Source organism: Kitasatospora sp. NPDC101235 (assembly GCF_044767505.1).
In the GTDB taxonomy this organism is placed as follows: Bacteria; Actinomycetota; Actinomycetes; order Streptomycetales; family Streptomycetaceae; genus Kitasatospora.
Map to the genome: position 1 here is coordinate 32,087 of NZ_JBIWNZ010000038.1, position 21,263 is coordinate 53,349.

Here is a 21,263-nt window from a genome sequence, read left to right on the forward strand (position 1 = left end):
GGAGGCGTAGCCGTGGACATCGACATGAGTGCCCTGCGCACGCTGGTCAACGAGAAGAACATCCCCTTCGACCTGCTGGTCGAGTCCATCGAGTCCGCCCTCCTCACCGCGTACCACCGCACCGAGGGCTCGCGCCGCCGGGCCCGGGTGCACCTGGACCGCAAGAGCGGCCACGTCACCGTGTGGGCCATGGAGGACCCGGCGGAGCTGGAGGAGGGCGTCGAGCCGAAGGAGTTCGACGACACCCCGAGCGGCTTCGGCCGGATCGCGTCCAGCATCGGCATCCAGGTGATGATGCAGCGCCTGCGCGACGCCGCCGACGACCAGACCTTCGGCGAGTACGCGGGCAAGGAGGGCGACATCGTCACCGGTGTCGTCCAGCAGGGCAACGACCCGAAGAACGTGCTGGTCGACATCGGCAAGCTGGAGGCCATCCTGCCGCCGCAGGAGCAGGTCCCGGGCGAGGACTACCGGCACGGCACCCGGCTGAAGTGCTACGTGGTGGCCGTGCGCCGGGGCGTGCGCGGGGCTTCGGTGACGCTGTCGCGCACCCACCCGAGCCTGGTGAAGAAGCTGTTCGCGCTGGAGGTCCCGGAGATCGCGGACGGCAGCGTGGAGATCGCGGCGATCGCCCGTGAGGCCGGCCACCGGACCAAGATCGCGGTCTGGTCGCGTCGCCAGGGCCTGAACGCCAAGGGCGCCTGCATCGGCCCGATGGGCTCCCGGGTGCGCGCGGTGATGGGCGAGCTGCACGGCGAGAAGATCGACATCGTCGACTGGTCGGAGGACCCCCGGGAGATGGTGGCCGCCGCCCTGTCGCCCGCGCGGGTGACCAGCGTGGAGATCGTGGACGCCGCCCAGCGTTCCGCCCGGGTGATCGTGCCGGACTACCAGCTGTCGCTGGCGATCGGCAAGGAGGGGCAGAACGCCCGCCTGGCCGCGCGCCTGACCGGCTGGCGGATCGACATCCGTCCGGACACCGAAGGCCAGGCCGAGGAATCCCAGGCCCGGTAGCCGGTGTTGTCCTAGTCGCCCGCGTCGGTCCTCCGGGATCGGCGGGGCGGCACCATGTCGCTTCGGAGGGGTAGACTTGCCTTCGTCTGGCCGGACGCATGTCCGAGCACGCCCGGAACGCACCTGCGTGGGCTGCCGCAAGCGCGCGGCCAAGCACCAGCTGTTGCGTGTCACGGCGGTCGAGGGCGAGTGCGTCCCCGATCCCCGTGGCGCACTGCCGGGCCGGGGCGCTCACCTGCATCCCGATTCCGGCTGCCTCGACCTCGCGGTCCGCCGTCGGGCGTTCCCCCGGGCCTTCCGGCTCCAGGGCGCGCTCGACACGGAGCGGCTCCGCGGGTTCATCGAGGAGCGGGCAGGCGGAGCCTCTTAGGCGGGCCACCTCCCGCGACGGCCGCCGCTCACCGCGGCGGAGAACCACCGCAACAAGCACAGCGTTCGGGCAGCCGCGCGCCGTGCCACCAGTCAGGTACCTCGCGATGTGGAAGTAGGTCGAGATTGCGATGAGCACTCGATGAGTACGCGATGAGTACGCGATGGGTACGCCCATGAAGTAGCGACAGTCCGGCGGACGAGACCCCCGGACTCATAGACAGGAGTGAAGTGGCTAAGGTCCGGGTTTATGAACTCGCCAAGGAGCTTGGCTTGGAGAGCAAGGCCGTCATGGCCAAGCTCACCGAGCTCGGTGAGTTCGTTCGTTCGGCGTCCTCGACGATCGAGGCGCCGGTCGTGCGCAAGCTGACTGACGCGCTTGGTGTGGCCCCCACCTCTGGTGGTTCCGCTGCCAAGCCGGGCCCGCGGAAGACCGCGGCGCCCTCCCCCGCCGCCGGTTCGGGTGCCCCGAAGCCGGGGGCTCCGACCCCGGGTCCGCGCCCCGGCGCGACCCCTGGTCCCCGTCCGACCCCGGCTGCTGCCGCGCCTTCCGCGCCGGCCGCCGCCGCCCCCACCGCCCCGAAGCCGGGCGCGCCGACTCCGGGCCCGCGCCCGGCCGCGCGTCCCGCCGCTCCGGCGGCCCCGGCCGCGCCCGCGGCCGAGTTCTCCTCGCCGGCTCCGGCCGGTGACGCCCCGCGTCCGTCCGCCCAGGCCCCGCGCCCGAGCGGCCAGGCTGCCGGCGGCGCCCGTCCGGGCCCGCGTCCGGCCGGCCCGCGTCCGGGCAACAACCCGTTCACCTCGGGCAGCGCGACCGGCATGGGCCGCCCCGGCGACCGCCGTCAGGGTGGTCAGGGCGACCGTCCGCGTCCGGGCGGTGCCCAGGGTGCCGGTGCTCCCCGTCCGGGTGGCGACCGTCCGCGTCCCGCCGGTGCCCCGGGTGCCGGTGCGCCGCGTCCCGGTGGCGACCGTCCGCGTCCCGCCGGCGCTCCGGGTGCCGGTGCGCCGCGTCCCGGTGGCGCTCCGCGTCCGGGTGCTCCGGGTGCCGGCGCTCCCCGTCCGGGTGGCGACCGTCCGCGTCCCGACGGCATGCCGCGTCCGGCCGCGCCGCGTCCCGGTGGCCCGACCCCGTCCGGCATGCCGCGCCCGAACCCGGGCATGATGCCGCAGCGTCCGGCCGGCCCGCGTCCGGGTCCGGGTGGCCGCGGTCCGGGTGGCCCCGGCGGCCGTCCGGGTGGTCCGGGTGCCGGCGGTGCCCGTCCCGGTTTCCAGGGTCGTCCGGCCGGTCCGGGCTCGCGTCCGGCCGGTGGCGGCGGCTTCGGCGGTCCGCGTCCCGGTGGCGGTGCCCCGGGTGGCGGCGGCTTCGGCCCGCGTCCCGGTGGTTTCGGTGGTCGTCCCGGCGGCCCGGGTGCCCGTGGTGGCACGCAGGGCGCCTTCGGTCGTGGCCCGGGCGGTCGCCCGGCGCGCGGTCGCAAGTCGAAGCGGGCGAAGCGCCAGGAGTACGAGGCCATGCAGGCCCCGTCCGTCGGCGGTGTGATGCTGCCTCGCGGCAACGGCCAGACCGTTCGCCTGTCGAGCGGCGCCTCGCTGATGGACTTCGCGGAGAAGATCAACGCCAACCCGGCCGCGCTCGTCTCCGTCATGTTCAACCTCGGTGAGATGGTCACCGCGACGCAGTCGGTCTCCGACGCGACCCTCGAACTGCTGGCCGGCGAGATGGGCTTCCAGCTCGAGATCGTCAGCCGGGACGACGAGGACCGCGAGCTGCTGGAGTCGTTCGACATCGACTTCGGTGCGAACGAGGGCGACGAGGACCAGCTGGCCCCGCGCCCGCCGGTCGTCACCGTCATGGGTCACGTCGACCACGGTAAGACCCGCCTGCTGGACGCCATCCGCAAGTCCAACGTGGTCGCGGGTGAGGCCGGTGGCATCACCCAGCACATCGGTGCCTACCAGGTCGTCACCGAGGTGAACGGCGAGCAGCGTCCGATCACCTTCCTGGACACCCCGGGTCACGAGGCGTTCTCCGCCATGCGTGCCCGTGGTGCCAAGTCCACCGACATCGCGATCCTGGTGGTCGCGGCCAACGACGGTGTCATGCCGCAGACGGTCGAGGCGCTGAACCACGCCAAGGCCGCCGGTGTGCCGATCGTGGTCGCCGTCAACAAGATCGACGTCGAGGGCGCCGACCCGACCAAGGTCCGCGGTCAGCTGACCGAGTTCGGTCTGGTGGCCGAGGAGTACGGCGGCGACACCATGTTCGTCGACATCTCCGCCCGCCAGGGCCTGCACATCGACCAGCTGCTGGAGGCCGTGGTCCTGACCGCGGACGCCTCGCTGGACCTGCGGGCCAACCCCGAGCAGGACGCGCAGGGTATCGCCATCGAGGCGCACCTGGACAAGGGCCGCGGCGCCATGGCGACCGTGCTCGTGCAGCGCGGTACCCTCCGCGTCGGCGACTCGATCGTCGTGGGCGACGCCTACGGCCGTGTCCGCGCGATGCTGGACGAGAACGGCAACAACCTCTCCGAGGCCGGCCCGTCCCGTCCGGTGCTGCTGCTCGGTCTGACCTCGGTGCCCCGCGCCGGCGACAGCTTCATCGTCGTCGACGAGGACCGCACCGCCCGCCAGATCGCCGAGAAGCGCTCGGCCCGCGACCGCAACGCCGCCTTCGCGCAGCGTCGGGTCCGGGTGTCCCTGGAGGACCTGGACAAGGCCATCGCCGCCGGGTCCATCGAGCAGCTCAACCTCATCATCAAGGGTGACGTCTCCGGTTCGGTGGAAGCCCTCGAGGACGCCCTCGTCAAGCTGGACGTGGGCGAGGAGGTCGAGCTCCGGGTCCTGCACCGCGGTGTGGGTGCCATCACCGAGTCCGACGTGGACCTGGCGATGGGCTCGGACGCCATCATCATCGGCTTCAACGTGCGCGCCGAAGGCCGTGCGCGTACCGCGGCCGACAAGGAAGGCGTGGACGTCCGGTACTACTCGGTCATCTACCAGGCGATCGAGGAGATCGAGAACGCCCTCAAGGGCATGCTCAAGCCGGAGTACGAGGAGGTGCGCCTCGGCGCCGCGGAGATCCGCGAGGTCTTCCGCTCCTCCAAGTTCGGCAACATCGCCGGTGTCCTGGTCCGCGACGGCATCATCCGCCGCAACGCCAAGGCCCGCCTCATCCGCGACGGCAAGGTCGTGGCGGAGAACCTCTCCATCGAGGGTCTGCGCCGCTTCAAGGACGACGCGACCGAGGTCCGCGAGGGCTTCGAGGCCGGTGTCACCCTGGGGTCGTTCAACGACATCAAGGTCGAGGACATCATCGAGACCTACGAGATGCGCGAGAAGCCGCGCGCCTAGTCGGTGTCAGCCGGGGCCGGTCGACGGATGGTATTTCCGTCGACCGGCCCCGGTCTCGCTGTGTAGGGTCCGGGAGTAGTCCAGACGTAGCGGCGTCAGCCCGGTTCCGGGCTGCCCCCCGAGGCCTTCCAGGTCGGCGAGACCTGTCATACATGTTCGTGGGAACACTCACCTTCGACCTGCTGCTGGGCGACGTCCACTCGCTCAAGGAGAAGCGTTCGATCGTGCGGCCCATCGTGGCCGAACTGCAGCGCAAGTACAGCGTGTGCGCTGCCGAGACCGGGAACCAGGACCTGCACCGCCGGGCCGAGATCGGCCTCGCGGTGGTGTCCGGCGATGCCGGATACGTGACCGAGGTCCTGGACAGCTGTGAGCGGTTGGTCGCCGGCCGCCCCGAGGTGCAGCTCCTCTCCGCGAGGAGGCGCTACCACAACGACGACGACGAATGAGGACTGTGGAGCCGGCCGACGAAGTCGCCGTTCTCACACGGATCAGGACCGAGAGCGCCCGCAAGGCCGGGCGCGGGCCGGTACTTTGGGGCGTGGGCCCCGACGGGTGCGCAGCTCGCCCGGGTACCGGGCCCATTGCACGAGGAGGCAACGTGACCGACACCGCAAGGGCGCGCAAGCTCGCCGACCGTATCCAGGTGGTCGTCGCCCAGACCCTGGAGCGGCGGATCAAGGACCCCCGCCTGGGGTTCGTGACCATCACCGACACCCGGGTGACCGGAGACCTGCGCGAGGCCACCGTCTTCTACACCGTCTTCGGTGACGAGACCGAGCGCGAGGCCACCGCGGCCGCGCTGGAGAGCGCCAAGGGCGTGATCCGCTCCGAGGTCGGCAAGATCGGCGTGCGCTTCACCCCGACGCTGACCTTCGTCGCGGACGCGCTGCCGGACAACGCCCGGAACATCGACGACCTGCTCGACCGGGCCCGCACCTCGGACGCCGCCGTGCGCACCCAGGCCGCGGGGGCGAGCTACGCCGGTGCCGCGGACCCGTACCGGGTTCCGGCGTCCGAGCGTGACGACGAGGACGAGTAGTCATGGCGGGTGAGCCGGCGCAGGCCGCCTCGCGAGCCGGATCGACCACGGGGGCGTCCTCCACCAGCACGGTGGAGGGTGCCCTCGCGGCGCTCCCGGGGCCGCGTACCGAGGAGAGCGGGTCCGAGCTGCTCTGGCAGCAGGTGGTGGCGGAGATCGGGCGGGCCCGTTCGATCGACCTGATCTGCCACATCTGCCCGGACGGCGACGCGCTGGGCTCCTCGCTGGCTGCCGCGCTGGCGCTGCGCGTGCTCGGCAAGCAGGTGCGGGTCTCCTTCGGCGACGACCCGCAGATCGTGCCCGAGTCGCTGTCCTTCCTGCCCGGCCAGGAGTTGATCGTGCCGGCCGCCGAGGTGCCGGACGTGCCGGAACTGGTGCTCTGCTTCGACGTGGCCGCGGAGAGCCGGCTCGGCCTGCTGCACGACAAGGCCTTCGCCGCGCCCGTCCTGGTGGTGTTCGACCACCACGCCTCCAACCCGGGCTTCGGCACCCACCAGTTGATCGACCCGACCGCGCCGGCCACTGCGGTGCTGGTCGACGAACTGCTGCGCCGGCTCGGCGTCGAGCTGGACCAGGAGTTGGCCACCTGCCTCTACACCGGTGTCGCCACCGACACCGGCTCGTTCAAGTACCGGGCCACCACACCCGCCACCCACGAGCTGGCCGGCCGGCTGTTGGCCACCGGCATCCGGCACGACCTGATCTCCCGACAGCTGTGGGACACCTCCTCCTTCGGCTACCTCAAGGTGCTCGCGGGCGCGCTCGACCGGGCCGTCTACGAGCCGGAGGCGGCCGGCGGGCTGGGCCTGGTGTGGACCTGGGTGCCGTACCAGGACCTCGCGCTGTTCAGCGTCACGGTCGAGGAGATCGAGGGGCTGATCGACATCCTGCGCCGCCCGGCCGAGGCCGAGGTGGCGCTGGTGCTCAAGCAGGACCCGGACGGCACGCTGCGCGGCTCCTCGCGCTCCAAGGGCGCGGTGGACGTCGCTGCGGCCTGCACCGAACTGGGCGGCGGGGGGCACGTCTTCGCGGCCGGCTTCAGCGTCCGGGAGGACGTGGCCGCGGTGGTCGAGCGGTTCCGGAGCGCCCTGCGACCGGTACGTTGATCGTCTCTCCTGACGTTATTTAGAGAAAGAACCCGATGAAGCGCAAAGGCACCGGCCCGGACGGCCTGGTGATCGTCGACAAGCCCGAGGGCATCACCTCGCACGGGGTCGTCGCCAAGCTGCGGTGGCTGGCCGGGACCAGGAAGGTCGGGCACGCCGGCACCCTGGACCCGATGGCCACCGGCGTGCTGGTGATCGGCGTCGAGCGGGCCACCCGGCTGCTCGGCCACCTGATGCTCACCGCCAAGACCTACGAGGCGACCATCCGGCTCGGCCAGACCACCATCACCGACGACCGCGAGGGCGAGGTCACCTCCTCGACCCCGGCCGACGCCGTCACCCGGGAGGCGATCGACGCCGGGATCGCGGCGCTCACCGGCGAGATCATGCAGGTGCCGTCCAAGGTCAGCGCGATCAAGATCGACGGCAAGCGCTCGTACGCGCGGGTGCGCGAGGGCGAGGACTTCGAGCTCGAGGCCCGGCCGACCACGATCCACTCCTTCACCGTGCACGAGCAGCGCGCGGCGCTCGCCGAGGACGGCACGCCGGTGACCGACCTGGACGTCACCGTCGAGTGCTCCTCCGGCACCTACATCCGGGCACTGGCCCGGGACCTGGGCGCCGGGCTGGGCGTCGGCGGGCACCTGACCGCGCTGCGGCGCACCAGGGTCGGGCCGTACGGGGTCGAGTCGGCGCGCACCCTGGAGCAGCTGGAGGCCGAGGTCACCGGCGAGCCCGCCAAGGGGCTGGAGGTGCTGCCGATCGCGGCGGCCGCGGCGGCCGCCTTCCCGCGCTGGGACCTGGACGAGGCCTCGGCGCAGAAGCTGTCCCACGGCGCCCGGCTGAAGGCGCCCGGGATGGGCGTGGACGGGCCGATCGCGGTGTTCGGGCCGGACGGGCGCTTCCTCGCACTGGTCGAGGAGAAGGGCGGGCAGGCGAAGCCGGTCGCGGTCTTCGTCGGCTGACGGCCCCGCCGCTGTTCGGAGCCCCCGTCGGGATTCATCCCGAAGGGGGCTTTCCCGTTTCCGGAGCACCTTCACCCGCACGAGGGAGCGCGCGGAGTGAACGCCCGTGGTGAGCGGCGCGGGCGCGGTCGGCTCGCCGCCCCGGCGGGCAGGTTCCCGACAGCGAGCGAGCGACGGCCGAGGGGGTACGACATGCCGGGGTTTCCGGAAGGCGGTCCAGGGCGGTACCTGCTGCGGATCCGGGACCTCAACGGGCGGCTGCACGGCTTGGGGTTCGTCGCCGACCCGCAGGGGGGCGTGCTGACGGCGCACGAGAGCGTGGCCGGACTGGACCGGATCGTCCTGCACACCCCCGGCGGGCAGACCAGGGTGCTCGGCCCGGACGCCGTGCTGCCGCTGCCCGAGCACGGGCTCGCGCTGCTGCGCACCGAGGCGGTCGGCGGGCTGCCGGTGCCGCCGCTGCCGCTGTGCGCCGTCGTGGCCGGCCACGAGGTGCTGCTGCCCGCGCTGGCGGGGGAGGACGAACGGGTCGTCGCCCTGCGCTGCGGGCTGCTCGCCGTCACCGGCGCCGCGTACGGCGGGCACCGGCTCGGCGGGGTGGTACTGCTGGACGTGCCGGTGGTCGGAGGGGTCGCGGTGCCGGCCGGCTCGCCGGTGCTGGACGCGCGCAGCGGGGCGGTGGTCGCGCTGGCCGCGCCCGCCGTGCGCGGGCCCCGGCACGGTGGGGCGCTGCCGGCCGTGGTGGTGGGGGCGGGCCCCTCGGGCGGGACGGGGGCCGCGGAGGCGCTGGCCGGGCTGTTGGCGAGCAACGCGGCGGCGGTGCCCGGCTACGGCCCGGCGCTCAACCTGGCCGGGGTGCTGCGGCTGACCGCCGCCCAGGTGACGGCCGTCGGCGCCGGACCGGGCCGGGTGGCCCACCTGGCCGCGGACCGGGTGGACCGGCCGGACGGCCTCGCCGGGGACGAGCCGGCCGCGACCGTCACGGTGCTGGTCGGCGCTCCCGGCAGCGGGCGCACCACCGAACTGGCCGCGCTGGCCGCCCGCCGCTGCGGCGGAGCCCGCCCGCTGCCCACCCTCTGGCTGCGCGGCGCCGACCTGCACGCCGGGGACCGGTCGCTCGCCGAGCCGGTGGAACGGGCGCTGGCAGCCGCGGCGGCCGGACTCGGCACCCCGGCGCCCGCTCCGGAGGCGGTGGCGGCACTGTGCGCGGCGGCCGGCCGGCCGCTGCTGGTGGTCCTGGACGGCCCCGAGGAGGCCCCGCTGCCGGTGGACGCGCGCTGGCTGCGCGGCGCCGGCGAGTGGCTGACCGGCTGCGGGGCCCGGCTGGTGACCGCCTGCGGGGAGGAGCTGTGGGAACGGCTCGCGGCCGAGACCTGGGGGAGCGGCACACCCGGCCCCCGGCGGACGGCGGAGCCGGACCCGGACGGCGACCTGAGCAGTGCCCCCACCGTACGGATGGACGGCCTCGGCCCGGGCGGGCCGAGCCTGGCCGGGCAGCGGCTCGGCCCGCTGCCCCCCGAGGCGGCCGAGCGGGTGCGCCGCCGGTACGGGCTGCCGCCGGGCCACCCGGCCGCCGCCGAGGACGCGCGGCACCCGCTGGCCGTCCGGCTGACCGGGGAGCTGTGGGCCCAGGGGCTGCACGACGGGCCGGTGCGCCGGGGCGAGCTGTTCGGCGCCTTCCTGGACCTGCGCTGCCTGCGGGTGGCCCAGCGGCTGGCCGAGGACGGCCGGCCGCGCCGCCCCGGCGCCCACCGCCGGGGCGCGGTGCGGCCCGGCGGGCCGGGGCACCGGCGGGTGCGCCGGCTCGCGGCGGCGGTGGCCGGGCGGGTGCACGAGGCGGCCCGGCGGATGCTCGGCGGCCAGTCGGGCGGCGGGCTGGACCGGGCCGTCTTCGAGGACCTGTTCCCGGTCGAGGGCGGCTGGGCCACGGCGGTGCTCGCCGAGGGCCTGTTCGTCCCGGCCGGGCCCGGATTCCGCTTCGCGCACGGGGAGTTCGCGGACTGGCTGCAGGGCCGGCACCTGGACCTGGACGCGGCGCTGCGGCTGCTGCTCGGCGAGGCCGAGGACACCCCGCCGTGGCCCGCCGACGAGGTGGAGGAGCCCGGTGGCCGGCCGGCGGGGGAGACGGCCGCCGGGGCGAACACCGTCCCCCGGCACCGGATCGGCCCGGTCGCCGCCGCGCTGCGCCGGGTGGCCGAGACCTGGGGCGCCGGTGCCCTGGACCCGTGGCTGCACCGGATCTGGCGCGCCCTGGACCTGCGCCCGCCGGGCAGCGAACCCGCCTGGTGGGCGGCCCGGCTGCTCGCCGCGGGCCTGGCCGCCAGCCCGGACCCGGCCGAACACCGGGCCCTGCTCGACCAGTTGGCGGCCCGGATCGCCGAACGGGCGGGCGCGGCGGGCGCGGCGGCGCTCCCGGCGGCCGGGCTCGGCCGCTTCGGCCCGGCCTTCTGGACCGGCCTCGGCCTGCCCGTCGAGGCGGAACTCGCCCTGCTGCGCCACCTGGTGATCGCCGACGGCCCCGGGCAGCGGTTCCTCGCCGTGGTCGCCGAACGGCTGCGCGCCGACCCGGTCGCGGTGTTCCCGCTGCTCTGCGCCTGGTTCGAGGACCCGCGCGGCCTGCCGGGCCGCCCCGGCGTCGCCGACCTCGCCCACGACCTGCTGCACGCCCACCGCCGGCTCGCCCTGGACGAGCTGGCCGACGCGCTGGCCGACGCGGCACACCCGCGGGCGGACGCGCTGCTCACCGTGCTCGCCGCCGAGGAGCCGTCCGCGCTCTGCCGGGCGGTGGACCGCTGGAGCCACGACCGGCGCCCCGAGCGGCACGTCGCGGCCGCCGTGCACGCCCTGCGGACCGCCCCGTACGCCTCCGGTGCCGGGGCCGAGCTGCTGCGGTACACCGCACTGACCCTGCTCGCCCGCGAGGGCGAGCTCGGCCTGCACGGGGCCGCGCTGGCGCTGCTGGTGGGCGATCCGGCGACCCGGGCCGAGTACCTGCCGGCCGCGCTCGCCCGGTTCCGGGCGGGCGGCGACGCCTTCCTCACCCCGCGGGTGCTCGCCCCGGCCCTGGAGAGCCACCCGGAGCCCGTTCTGGCCGCGCTCGCCGACCGGGCGGCGGGCCCCGGCGGGGCCCCCGCCGAGACGCTGCGGGTGCTCGCTGACGCCACCGCCCCGGCGGCCATCCGGCGGGGCGCCGAACTGGCCGCCTGGCTGCTGCGCGCGGACCCGGTGCCGGCCGGTCCGGTGGCCGTCGACTACCTCGGCCGTCGGCTGGGGCGCGCCGTCGCCGTCGGCCCGGCCGACCGGCTGGAGCTGCGGGTGCTGCTCGGCGTCGCACTGGCCGCCCGCAGTGCGGCGGTCCGGCGGCCGTTCGCCGAGGTGCTGTCCGTCCCGGTGGCCGACCCGGCTGCGGACGCGCTGCGCTGCGAGCTGCTGGACACCCTGCTCGCCACCGAGACCGACCCGACGGTGCTGGCCGCCGCCGTGGAGAGGCTCGCCGAGCACTGCGCGGCCGAGAACCCCGCCCGGGCCCGGGCGGTGCTGGCCCGGGCCACTCCGGGGCTGCCGGATGCGGACGAATTCCTGGTGCGCTGCGCCGGGCGGTCGGCGGCCTTCGCCCGGCTGCTCGCCCGGTGGCCGTCCGGTGCCGCTCCGACCGCCCCGGACGGCCCCCGGCTGGCCCGGATGCGGGCCCTGGCGGCGGCCGGACGGGATCCGCAGTACGCGGCCGCCGAGGCCGAGCGGGCCGTGCCCGGGCGGGCGTCGGGGCCCTCGATGGGCTCAACCCGTATTCCGGTGCCTGAGCCGGGGCAGGCGCATGGCACGCTATAGGGGTTCGGGTTTTGAGCGTTTGAGCGTACAGAAGGTACGCGTCGTACGGAACAAGGAGCGGTCAGGTGCAGCGCTGGCGTGGCCTGGAGGAGATCCCCGGTGACTGGGGACGCAGCGTCGTCACCATCGGCTCGTTCGACGGGGTGCACCGCGGGCATCAGCTGATCATCGGGCGGGCGGTCGAGCGGGCCCGCGAACTCGGTCTCCCCTCGGTCGTGGTGACCTTCGACCCGCACCCGCGCGAGGTCATCCGCCCGGGCAGCCACCCGCCGCTGCTCGCGCCGCACCCGCGCCGTGCCGAGCTGATCGCGGAGCTGGGCGTGGACGCGGTGCTGGTGCTTCCGTTCACCACCGAGTTCTCCCAGGAGTCCCCGGAGACCTTCGTCCGCCAGGTGCTGGTGGACGCGCTGCGCGCGCGGGTCGTCATCGAGGGCCCCAACTTCCGGTTCGGGCACCGGGCAGCCGGGGACGTCGCGCTGCTCGGCGAGCTGGGCCGGGCGGACGACTTCGAGGTCGAGGTGATCGACCTCCAGGTGTGCGGCACGGCCGGGGACGGCGAGCCGTTCTCCTCCAGCCTGACCCGCCGGCTGGTCCAGACCGGGGACATGGCCGGTGCCAACGAGGTGCTGGGCCGCCCGCACCGGGTCGAGGGCGTGGTGGTGCGCGGCGCGCAGCGCGGCCGTGAGCTGGGCTACCCGACCGCCAACGTCGAGACCGTGCCGCACAGCGCGATCCCGGCCGACGGCGTGTACGCGGGCTGGCTGACCGCGGACGGCGAGCGGATGCCGGCGGCGATCTCGGTCGGCACCAACCCGACCTTCGACGGCACCGCCCGCACCGTGGAGGCCTACGCCATCGACCGGGTCGGCCTGGACCTGTACGGGCTGCACGTGGCCGTGGACTTCCTGGCCTACCTGCGCGGGATGGAGAAGTTCGACTCCATCGACGCGCTGCTGGACCGGATGGCCGACGACGTCAAGCGGGCCCGCGAGCTGACCGACGGCGTCTGAGCGCCGCGACGACGGAAGGGCCCACCGACACAGGTCGGTGGGCCCTTCCGCTGTCTCACTGCTGGGGCGCCTGCGGCGGGTAGCCGTAGCCGGGCCCCGGCTGCTGCGGCCAGGGCGCCCCTGGCGCGGGCTGCTGCGGGTAGCCGTACCCGGGCGGGGGCGGCGGGGCCTGGCCGGGCTGCTGGGCCCACGGCGCCCCGGGGACGGGCTGGCCGGCCTGCTGCGGGTAGGGCTGTTGCTGCGGGTCGGCGTACGGCTGCGGCTGGCCGCCAGGCTGCGGGTAGCCGGCCTGCGCCTGCTGCTGCCAGCCGGCCTGCTGGGCGGCGGCCTGCTGGGCCCGGATGATGTCCTCGCCGACCAGGGTGGCCAGCTCGAAGTAGGCCTCCCGGACCTTGGGCCGCATCATGTCGAGGTTGACCTCGGCGCCGGCCGCCAGGCTCTCGTCGAACGGCACCACGATCACGCCCCGGCAGCGGGTCTGGAAGTGCGCGACGATGTCCTCGACCTTGATCATCTTGCTGGTCTCGCGCACCCCGGAGACCACCGTGATGCTGCGCTGCACCAGGTCCGCGTAGCCGTGCGCGGAGAGCCAGTCCAGGGTGGTCGAGGCACTGGAGGCGCCGTCCACGCTGGGGGTGGAGACGATGATCAGCTGGTCGGCCAGGTCCAGCACCCCGCGCATCGCGCTGTACAGCAGGCCGGTGCCGGAGTCGGTCAGGATGATCGGGTACTGGCGGCCCAGCACGTCGATCACCTGGCGGTAGTCCGAGTCGTTGAAGGTGGTCGAGACCGCCGGGTCGACGTCGTTCGCCAGGATCTCCAGGCCCGAGTTCAGGTCCTGCGAGGTGAACTGACGGATGTCCATGTAGCTGCGCAGGTGCGGGATGGCCGTCACCAGGTCGCGGATGGTCGCGCCGGTCTGGCGCTTGACCCGGCGGCCCAGGGTGCCGGCGTCCGGGTTGGCGTCGATCGCGATCACCTTGTCCTGGCGCTCGCTGGCCAGGGTCGCGCCGAGCGCGGTGGTGGTCGTGGTCTTGCCGACGCCGCCCTTGAGGCTGATCACGGCGATCCGGTAGCAGCTCAGCACCGGAGTGCGGATGACCTCCAGCTTGCGGGCCTTCTCGGCCGCCGCGGCCTTGCCGCCGAACTGGAACCGCGGCTGCTGGCGCTGCTGCTTGGGCTGGCTGCGCAGCAGCCGGTCCGAGGACAGCTCGACGGCGGCGGTGTAGCCGAGCGGCGCGCCGTGCGCGGTCTGCTGCGGGGCGGCGGCCTGCTGGAACGCGCTGGGCTGCGGGGCCTGCGGCTGCTGCTGCCACGGCTGTCCGGGCTGGCCCGGCTGCGGCTGTCCGGGCTGCGGCTGTCCGGGGTGCGGTTGGCCGGGCTGGGCCTGCGGGCCGGGCTGCGGCAGGCCCGGCTGCTGGTACGCGGTGGGCTGCGGCCAGCCGCCCTGGCGCGGGTCCACCGGGCCGGGCTGGGGCGCCGGGCCGGTCTGCTGCGGGGCGGCGGCCTGCTGGGCCTGTTGGGCCTGCTGGGCCGCCCACGCGGCCTGCGGGTCCCAGGCCGCCTGCGGGCCCTGCGCGTCCTGGGGGTGCTGCGGCGGGACCTGCTGGACCGGCGGCTGCGCGAAGTTCTGCGGCTGGACGGGCTGTCCCGGCTGCCCGGTCGTGGCGGGCGCCGGCGCCGGGTACGGCTGCGGTGCGGGCTGCTGCGCCGCGGCCTCGGGCGTCGGCCAGGCCGGGGCAGCGGCCTGCGGCTGCTCGGCGACCACCGGAGCCACCGGCGCGGCTGCCGGGAACGGGACGTGCTGCGCCTCGGCTTGCACCGGCGCGGCGGGCGCGGGCGCCTGGTCGGCCGCCGGGGCCGCGGCCTGGCCGGGCACGGGAGCCTGGGCCTGCTGCTGCGCCGGAGCGGGCTGCTGGGCCTGCGCCGGAGCGGCGGCGGGCCCCGGAGCGTCGGCCGCGGCCACCGCGGGCGTCGGCGCGCCGGGCGCCGCAGCCGGCGCTGGAGCAGCCGGCGCCGAAGCAGCCGGAGCCGCCGCGGGCTCGGTCTGCACGTACCAGGACGGGGGAGTGTAGTCAGGTGCGTCCGACCAGTCGTCGTCGTCCTCCGCCGCGTTGTCGCCGACGTAGACGCCGTCCCGATCGCTGCTCACTCTGGCTCCCTCGTGTTCGCCGCCGCTTGTTCAGCGGTGCCGTTGCCGCATCAAAGACTAGGCCGTGCGGCAACCCCCGTTGAAGGCGGCTTCGGTTCCCCGCCGGCCCGCCCGGCACGGCGAGCGGCTGCTCAGTCCATCCGGCGCGGCGCGCCGAGCACCTGCTGTTCGGCCTGCCCGGCCACGGCTCGTACGTACTGGCGCCGCATCCGGGTCGCCCACAGGGTCAGGTCGTCGCCGAGGGTGGGCAGCGCGGCCACGTCCTCCGGCGGCAGCGACAGCACCCGGCCGGTCAACTCCGCCTCCTGCGGAGAGATTCGCTGCACGCCGACCAGGTCGGCCGCGTTCAGCACCCGGGAGGCGTTCGGGCCCAGGTAGGGCAGCAGGGTCAGGGTGGTCTGCCAGGGCGCGGCGGAGAGCCGGCTGCGCGGCGGGCGGGCGCCGAGGTCGCGCACCACCAGCACCGGCGAGGCCACCGAGGCGCCCTGCGGGCCGAGCCGGCCGACCTGGTGGATCGTCACGCACGGCTGGCCGCCACCGGCCGCCTGGGCCATCGGGCCCCACAGCTGTCCACGGGCGGTCTCCACCGCGACCCGGGCGCCGATCGCGGCCGCCCGCAGCGCGATGACCTGCGCCGTCCACATGCCGCCGACGAGCACCAGGTCGTACGAGGTCGGGCGGAACAGGCCGAGCACTGCGGGCAGTCCCTGCGGGTCGACGCCGATCACCACGCCGTCGTCGCCGACCGGGAAGGCCAACGCCGCGAGGTCGGCCGACTCCAGCACGTGCTTCTCCCGGCGCGGGCCGCGCAGCCCGAAGCCGGGCAGGATCCGCGGCCGGGCCCGGCGCTGCTCGGCGCCGGGCTGCGGGCCGGCGGTGGGATAGGTCTGGTACGCCATCAGGAAGCCCCTCCGAGCGGCAGGGTGGCGAGCATGCCGGGGGCCTGCTCCAGGTCGAGCCGGACGAGGCCGAGCCCGGTGCTCTGGGCCCGGGTCTCCACCTGGCGGCCGATCTGGCCGACCTCGCTCTCGTTGCGGCCGGTCACCCGCAGGTGCCCGCTGACCGTCACCGAGCCGCCGGTGCCGTGCCCGGCGGTCAGGCTGAAGGTGCTGGCGAGGGCCGGGGAACCGGTGATCAGGTTGACCAGGTCCGGCGCGGCGATCCGGCCGGGGGCGCCGTCGGGGCGGCTCAGCTGCGGCCAGCGGGAGATCCAGTACGTGGTGTGCCAGCGGTCGTCGATCCGCCAGAACCGGTTGCCCTCCTGGGTACGGCGGGTGGTGCCGCCGCCGCCGCCGCCGGTGCCCTGCCGGCCGGCCACCGCGATCGGGTTGGCGCAGGTGGAGATGGCCAGCGCGGCGATCAGCTCGCGCTCGTCCAGCACGGTCGCGTTGAAGCCGGCGCTGTTGAGCCGGCCGGCCAGCTGGTCGGTGACCCGCTGCAGCGCCTTGCGTGCGCCTTCCTCGCCGCCGCCACGGGCCCGGACGGCGGTCGCCGCGCGCTCCGGGTCGAGCTTGAGCGCGATCCAGGTCAGCCGCAGCCCGGGCGTGGAGGTGCCGTCCGGCAGCTCGCGGTAGGCGCGGGCGGCCAGCGACTGCTCGGGCAGGTGCGGGGCCGGGGCGGGCTGGGTGTGCTGGACCAGCTGCACCGACTCCAGGGTGATGTCGTCCACCGTGAGCGCCGAGCAGATCACGTCCAGCGGCAGCGGCAGCGCGGTGCGCACCGGGCGCAGCGGCTGGTCCTTGGCCTGGACGAGCAGCACCGAGCTGAGGAAGGTCCCGTCGCCGACCATGCCGGTCTCCCGGCGGACCGGGCGGCCGCCGAACTCGGCCTCGGTGGCGTGGGTGCAGGTGCGCAGCCCCGGTTCGAGCTCCAGCGCCGGCGCCAGCGCCGGGTCGGTGCCGGCCGGCGGCAGCAGCGTCCTGGCCTGCTTGCGGCGGGACTTGAGGGCGGCGCGGACCCGCAGCAGCTCCGGGACGGTGCGGCCGCGCACCGGGACGAGCGCGAGCACGAGCAGTACCAGCGCGACCGCGCCGAAGCCGGCCGCGACCGTGCGGCTGATCGTCCAGCCGACCGCGACCAGGGCCGCCGCCACTTCGACCAGGACGAGCTGTTGGAGCTTCAACCGTCCGCCGAGCAGCCCCGGTCGGGGGTTGACGCGGACCTGGACGGCGCCGCCGCCCCCGGTGCCGTCCGGTTGCGGTCGGGCGGCCCCGGCCCCGGTCTCGGTCGTCGGTGCGCTGTGCTGCGCCCGGCCGGCCCGGCGCGACCTCCCACCGCCCGCGCTGCGGCGGCGTCCTGGAGCGGTCTGGCTTGGCATCCCCCGGTGGCCCTCTCTGATCCGTTGTCGCGGCCCGGCTGGCTGTGTCGCGGACCGTACCCGTACCGTACTCACCGTCTGCTGCCGCATCGTAGAGGGTTCGCGCCGGTTCGTGCCCGGCGGGTGACCACGGGGCAGGTCGGTCTGACAACGCCCGACGACGTCTGACTAGGGGGACGACGAGGTATGGCATCGCGCCGGGACGAGCTGAACGCGTACACCTTCGCCCGCAAGCGCACGGTGGGCGCCTTCCTGCTGCCCGCCGGCGGCGGCAGCGACGAGGACGCGCCGCGTCCGGTGAAGGCGGTGCTGCCGAGCGTGCTGGCCGGGGCGGTGATCGTGGCCGGGTTCGGGCTCTGGGGGGTCTTCAAGCCGGCCGCGCCGGTGAAGTGGGACGACGGCAAGAACATCATCCAGGGCAAGCAGTCGACGACCCGGTACGTGGTGCTCACCGACCCGGACAACAAGACCAAGCGGCTGCACCAGGTACTCAACATGTCCTCGGCGCGGCTGGTGCTGCCCGCGGGCGCCAAGGTCGTGGTGGTGGACGACGGGGTGCTCGACCGGTACCCCAACCACGGGCCGACGATCGGCATCCCGTACGCGCCGGACAAGTTGCCGAGCACGGACAACGCGAGCAGGGCGATGAAGTGGGCGGTGTGCGACCGCCCGGGCTCGGACGACAAGCAGGAGACCGTCAACCAGGCCGTGTTCGTGGCGGCCGGCGCGGACGCGGCGGCGCTGGCGGCCAAGGACCGGATGCTCGGCCCGGACCAGCTGATGCTGGTGCAGCAGGCCGACGAGCAGCAGGTGTCGGCCGCGCCGGCGTCGGGCCAGCCGGCCGCCGCGGGTACGGCGGTGTACCTGGTCGACGCGCAGGGCCGCAAGCACCTGATCGGCTCCCCGCAGTCGGACGACAAGGAGCGCAAGGCGCTGATCACCGCGGTGTTCGGGCCCAACGCGGTGCCGCAGCGGGTCAAGCGGGACTGGCTGGACACCCTGGTGAACGCCACTCCGATCACCTTCCCGCAGGTCGAGGGGGTCGCCGACAGCCAGGGCGCCAACTCCAAGGTGGTGCTGACCAACCAGGCCGACCGGCGGGTCGGCCGGCTGGTGCACTACCAGGACCGCCACTACGTGGTCGGCAAGGAGCAGCTCTACCTGGTCACCGCGTTCCAGGCGGAGCTGATCCGGCAGAACCCGGCCTACCAGATGCTCTACAAGTACGACCAGGACAAGAATCCGCGCAGCGACGAGATGAACCCGGCCGACAACTCCCAGTGGGGCGGCGAAAGCCGGCTGAAGGACACCGCGCCGGACTGGCCGCTGAAGACCGGTGCGCCGGTGAACAACTGGCAGGACCGCCAGGACCCTCGGATGGTCGTGTGCAGCACCTACGACGGCGGCGCCGAGGACGGCAGTGCGGCCAAGCGCAGTGTCTGGGCCGGGACTTCGTACCCCGCGCCGTACAACAACGGCGCCGGAGCCGCGTACGTGACGCCCGGTCACGGGCTGTTCTACCGCTCGCTGGACAACTCGGCCGCCGGCTCCGGATCCGACTTCCTGATCACCGAGACCGGGTTGCGCTACTCCGTCCCGTCCAACGGCGACGGCAGCCAGCTTCCCGCCGCCTCGCCTCAGCCCGGCCAGAGCGGCCCCCCGAAGCAGCCGACGCCGCAGCCCAGTGCCACGCCGACCCCCGGGGCGCCGTCCCAGGAGCCCGGTCAGCAACAGGAGGAACCCGGCGGCAACCAGGCCCGGTTGGGCTACCAGGGGGTCAAGCCGCTGCCGGTGCCGAAGGAGTGGTCGAACCTGGTTCCGGCCGGCCCACCGCTCACCGCGAAGAGCGCCGCCCAGCCGCAGAACGCCTGACCGGCCAAGCGCGGTAACCGAATTGGCCCCAGTGTCATGGTCTGGTAACTACTCAGTGCTCGGTGTTGGGTGAGCTGCGTGTGCCGACTACAGTGCTGTTGGACATCACACCGGTGATGCGACGGTCGGCCCTCACGGGCCCTCCGTACACGCAAATGTTGTCTCATGGGGGACGGTGGAGCATGGCTCAGGGTCAGTTCACGATGACTGCACAGGAGATGCTGGCTTTCGCCAAGCAGATCGAAGAGGCCATCGGCAAGATCGAGGCTGAGAAGAACAAGCTGATCGGCACGGTCTCCGGCATCACCAGCGGCTGGCAGGGCCAGGCCGCGACGGCCTACACGAGCCTGCAGAACCGGGTCAACGAGGACATCGCGGGCCTCAAGGAGTCGCTGAACGCGATCAAGCACGCGATCGAGCTGACCACCAAGCACTACGCGAGCACCGAAGAGGAGCAGAAGGCGATGTTCTCCTCGGCCCAGGGCTGATCACCGCACTCGCGCTGATCACCGCACCTGCGCCGACCGCCGTTCTGTCCCGACCCACCGCTCTGCGGGGCGCCCGCCACTGACCGCGTGGCGCTCCGCACCCTCGTCAAGGGAGACAACGTGTCCGACCACATTCTCGTCAACTTCCAGACGGTTCACCAGGCGGCCGAGGAGGTCAAGGCCTCGGCGAGCCGCATCGACCACCTGCTGAACGACCTCAAGGGCAACGTCACCCGCATCGCCTCCAGCTGGCAGGGTGCCGCCCAGCAGGGCTACCAGGCCCACCAGGCCAAGTGGGACGCCAAGGCCGCCGACCTCCAGCAGACCTGCGCGCAGATCGCGAGCTCGCTGGACAAGGCCGCGCAGAGCTACAAGACGACCGAGGACGCCAACGCCAAGCTCTGGGGCTGACGTTCGGGTTCCGTAGGGAACGACAGGGGGCGGGTACCCGGATTCCGGGGACCCGCCCCCGACGCGCGGCACGGGTGGACGACATGAGGGGTGGCAGGGTGTCCCGACACGGGTACCGGAAGGCGGCCGCGGCGCTCGCCGTGCTCGCGGTGCTGGGCGGCCCGCTCGCCGCCCCGGCGTACGCCGAGAGCGGGCCGGGGCTGGCCGCGGCCGGCGACTGTCCCAAGAACGCGCCCGACGTGCAGACCGTGCCGTGGTCGCTGCAGCGCCTGCTGCTGAACGAGCTGTGGCAGGGCGGGAAGACCACCGGGGCGGGCGTGACGGTCGCGGTCATCGACACCGGGGTGGACCAGAACAACCCGCAACTGAGCGGCAAGGTCGACGAGGGCCCCAACCTGCTGGTCAACCGGGAGATCAAGGAGCCGATCCAGGGAAAGTCCATCGAGGACCCGGTCGGTCACGGCACCAAGGTGGCCGGCATCATTGCCGCCCGCCCCAGGCCGACCACCGGCTTCGTCGGACTGGCCCCCGACGCCAGGATCCTGTCGATCCGGCAGAACGACAGCGACGGCAACGGTGACGTCTCCACCCTGGTCAGGGCGATCAGGGAAGCGGTCGACAAGGGCGCCAGGGTCATCAACATCTCCCAGGACGTGCGCGGCGCGGGCGACGCGCGCTTCGGCGGTTACCAGGACCTGAAGGCCGTCGTCGAGTACGCCGAGGCACACGACGTCGTGGTGGTCGCCTCCACCGGGAACGACGGCAAGGAGGGCGACACCTACCCCGGTGCCTTCCCGACCGTGCTGGCCGTCGGCGCCTCCGACCGCAACAACGAGCGTGCGCCGTTCTCCCAGTACGGCAGCTTCGTGAAGGTCGCCGCGCCCGGTGTCGACATGCTGTCCACCGTGCCCGGGAGCGGCCAGTGCGTGGACAACGGCACCAGCTTCGCCGCCCCGTACGTCTCCGGGCTCGCCGCGCTGCTGAGGGGTGCCCACCCGAACTGGAAGGCGGCCCAGGTACGGGCCTGGATCGAGCAGAGCGCGCAGCGCACCCAGCGCGACCCGGACAAGTTCGTCGGCTGGGGCGTGGTGGACCCGGTCAAGGCCGTCACCAAGGCCCCCGCCGAAGCGCCCTGGGCACCCGTCCCGGACGCCCCGGTGCAGCTCGCCGCCGCGCCGATCGTGCCGCGCCCGGTGGGCCTCGGCGAGACCCAGGCCGACCGCGACGGCCGCACCGCGACGTACGTCCTCGGCATCGGCGCGCTGCTGGTCGCCCTGCTGATCGGCGGCGGCGTGGTGCTGCGCGACCACCGGCGCAGGTCCGCCGACTGACGCCCGGCGG

Annotated in this window: 16 protein-coding genes; 13 read left to right on the forward strand and 3 right to left on the reverse strand. The window is 74.3% G+C overall.

Annotated elements, in window-relative coordinates; all coding sequences use genetic code 11:
* Nucleotides 1-12 precede the first annotated feature (12 nt).
* The 9 genes from nusA to ACIRRH_RS38560 all read left to right on the forward strand — a co-directional run bounded on the left by nusA (nucleotide 13) and on the right by ACIRRH_RS38560 (nucleotide 12,682).
* Nucleotides 13-1,014 (forward strand): transcription termination factor NusA, encoded by a 1,002-nt coding sequence (gene nusA, locus ACIRRH_RS38520; protein WP_403077098.1) that lies wholly within the window; start codon nucleotides 13-15, stop codon nucleotides 1,012-1,014.
* A gap of 76 nt (nucleotides 1,015-1,090) precedes the next feature.
* The gene (locus ACIRRH_RS38525; RefSeq protein ID WP_403077099.1) at nucleotides 1,091-1,384 is read left to right on the forward strand and encodes a YlxR family protein; all 294 of its coding nucleotides are present in this window, start codon (nucleotides 1,091-1,093) and stop codon (nucleotides 1,382-1,384) included.
* Nucleotides 1,385-1,614: 230 nt separating this feature from the next.
* Entirely contained in the window at nucleotides 1,615-4,731 is a 3,117-nt protein-coding gene (gene infB, locus ACIRRH_RS38530; protein WP_403077101.1) for a translation initiation factor IF-2, read from the forward strand.
* Nucleotides 4,732-4,883: 152 nt separating this feature from the next.
* On the forward strand, nucleotides 4,884-5,180 hold the full coding sequence (locus tag ACIRRH_RS38535; protein WP_224284125.1) for a DUF503 domain-containing protein: 297 nt from the start codon (nucleotides 4,884-4,886) through the stop codon (nucleotides 5,178-5,180).
* Nucleotides 5,181-5,332: 152 nt separating this feature from the next.
* Nucleotides 5,333-5,773 carry a 30S ribosome-binding factor RbfA gene (rbfA, locus tag ACIRRH_RS38540; protein ID WP_224284126.1) on the forward strand — a complete coding sequence of 147 codons (441 nt, stop codon included), beginning with the start codon at nucleotides 5,333-5,335 and terminating at the stop codon, nucleotides 5,771-5,773.
* A 2-nt stretch (nucleotides 5,774-5,775) separates the two neighbouring features.
* Complete coding sequence (locus ACIRRH_RS38545) at nucleotides 5,776-6,879, forward strand: bifunctional oligoribonuclease/PAP phosphatase NrnA (RefSeq protein ID WP_224284127.1); 1,104 nt, start codon at nucleotides 5,776-5,778, stop codon at nucleotides 6,877-6,879.
* Nucleotides 6,880-6,914: 35 nt separating this feature from the next.
* Complete coding sequence (gene truB, locus ACIRRH_RS38550) at nucleotides 6,915-7,844, forward strand: tRNA pseudouridine(55) synthase TruB (RefSeq protein WP_403077106.1); 930 nt, start codon at nucleotides 6,915-6,917, stop codon at nucleotides 7,842-7,844.
* A 192-nt stretch (nucleotides 7,845-8,036) separates the two neighbouring features.
* Nucleotides 8,037-11,672 carry a serine protease gene (locus ACIRRH_RS38555; RefSeq protein ID WP_403077108.1) on the forward strand — a complete coding sequence of 1,212 codons (3,636 nt, stop codon included), beginning with the start codon at nucleotides 8,037-8,039 and terminating at the stop codon, nucleotides 11,670-11,672.
* A gap of 65 nt (nucleotides 11,673-11,737) precedes the next feature.
* Nucleotides 11,738-12,682, forward strand: coding sequence for a bifunctional riboflavin kinase/FAD synthetase (locus ACIRRH_RS38560; protein WP_403077110.1), 945 nt, complete (start codon nucleotides 11,738-11,740; stop codon nucleotides 12,680-12,682).
* 55 nt (nucleotides 12,683-12,737) lie between these two features.
* Here ACIRRH_RS38560 and ACIRRH_RS38565 read toward each other — a convergent pair whose 3' ends face one another.
* The 3 genes from ACIRRH_RS38565 to eccE form a co-directional block, all read right to left on the reverse strand.
* The gene (locus ACIRRH_RS38565) at nucleotides 12,738-14,834 is read right to left on the reverse strand and encodes a MinD/ParA family protein (protein ID WP_403077112.1); all 2,097 of its coding nucleotides are present in this window, start codon (nucleotides 14,832-14,834) and stop codon (nucleotides 12,738-12,740) included.
* A gap of 131 nt (nucleotides 14,835-14,965) precedes the next feature.
* Nucleotides 14,966-15,733 (reverse strand): hypothetical protein, encoded by a 768-nt coding sequence (locus tag ACIRRH_RS38570; protein ID WP_403077115.1) that lies wholly within the window; start codon nucleotides 15,731-15,733, stop codon nucleotides 14,966-14,968.
* The gene (gene eccE / locus ACIRRH_RS38575) at nucleotides 15,733-17,151 is read right to left on the reverse strand and encodes a type VII secretion protein EccE (RefSeq protein WP_403077117.1); all 1,419 of its coding nucleotides are present in this window, start codon (nucleotides 17,149-17,151) and stop codon (nucleotides 15,733-15,735) included. Before eccE ends, ACIRRH_RS38570 begins: the two co-directional genes overlap by 1 nt.
* Before the next feature lie 186 nt (nucleotides 17,152-17,337).
* On the opposite strand from eccE, the gene ACIRRH_RS38580 reads away from it, so the two are divergent.
* From ACIRRH_RS38580 to mycP, 4 genes are all read left to right on the forward strand, one after another.
* Complete coding sequence (locus tag ACIRRH_RS38580; RefSeq protein WP_403077119.1) at nucleotides 17,338-19,023, forward strand: type VII secretion protein EccB; 1,686 nt, start codon at nucleotides 17,338-17,340, stop codon at nucleotides 19,021-19,023.
* A 203-nt stretch (nucleotides 19,024-19,226) separates the two neighbouring features.
* Complete coding sequence (locus ACIRRH_RS38585) at nucleotides 19,227-19,511, forward strand: WXG100 family type VII secretion target (RefSeq protein ID WP_403077121.1); 285 nt, start codon at nucleotides 19,227-19,229, stop codon at nucleotides 19,509-19,511.
* Between the two features lie 120 nt (nucleotides 19,512-19,631).
* A complete protein-coding gene (locus ACIRRH_RS38590) occupies nucleotides 19,632-19,922 on the forward strand; it encodes a WXG100 family type VII secretion target (protein ID WP_403077123.1) in 291 nt (96 codons plus the stop codon).
* A 98-nt stretch (nucleotides 19,923-20,020) separates the two neighbouring features.
* Nucleotides 20,021-21,253, forward strand: a complete 1,233-nt coding sequence (mycP, locus tag ACIRRH_RS38595) for a type VII secretion-associated serine protease mycosin (RefSeq protein WP_403077125.1) — start codon at nucleotides 20,021-20,023, stop codon at nucleotides 21,251-21,253.
* Nucleotides 21,254-21,263 lie beyond the last annotated feature (10 nt).

Coding starts and splice junctions, on each gene's coding strand:
- ACIRRH_RS38535 (WP_224284125.1), top strand. CDS start 4,884: ATGTTCGTGGGAACACTCACCTTCGACCTGCTGCTGGGCGACGTCCAC.
- ACIRRH_RS38545 (WP_224284127.1), top strand. CDS start 5,776: ATGGCGGGTGAGCCGGCGCAGGCCGCCTCGCGAGCCGGATCGACCACG.
- truB (WP_403077106.1), top strand. CDS start 6,915: ATGAAGCGCAAAGGCACCGGCCCGGACGGCCTGGTGATCGTCGACAAG.
- ACIRRH_RS38555 (WP_403077108.1), top strand. CDS start 8,037: ATGCCGGGGTTTCCGGAAGGCGGTCCAGGGCGGTACCTGCTGCGGATC.
- ACIRRH_RS38570 (WP_403077115.1), bottom strand. CDS start 15,733: ATGGCGTACCAGACCTATCCCACCGCCGGCCCGCAGCCCGGCGCCGAG.
- eccE (WP_403077117.1), bottom strand. CDS start 17,151: ATGCCAAGCCAGACCGCTCCAGGACGCCGCCGCAGCGCGGGCGGTGGG.
- ACIRRH_RS38580 (WP_403077119.1), top strand. CDS start 17,338: ATGGCATCGCGCCGGGACGAGCTGAACGCGTACACCTTCGCCCGCAAG.
- ACIRRH_RS38585 (WP_403077121.1), top strand. CDS start 19,227: ATGACTGCACAGGAGATGCTGGCTTTCGCCAAGCAGATCGAAGAGGCC.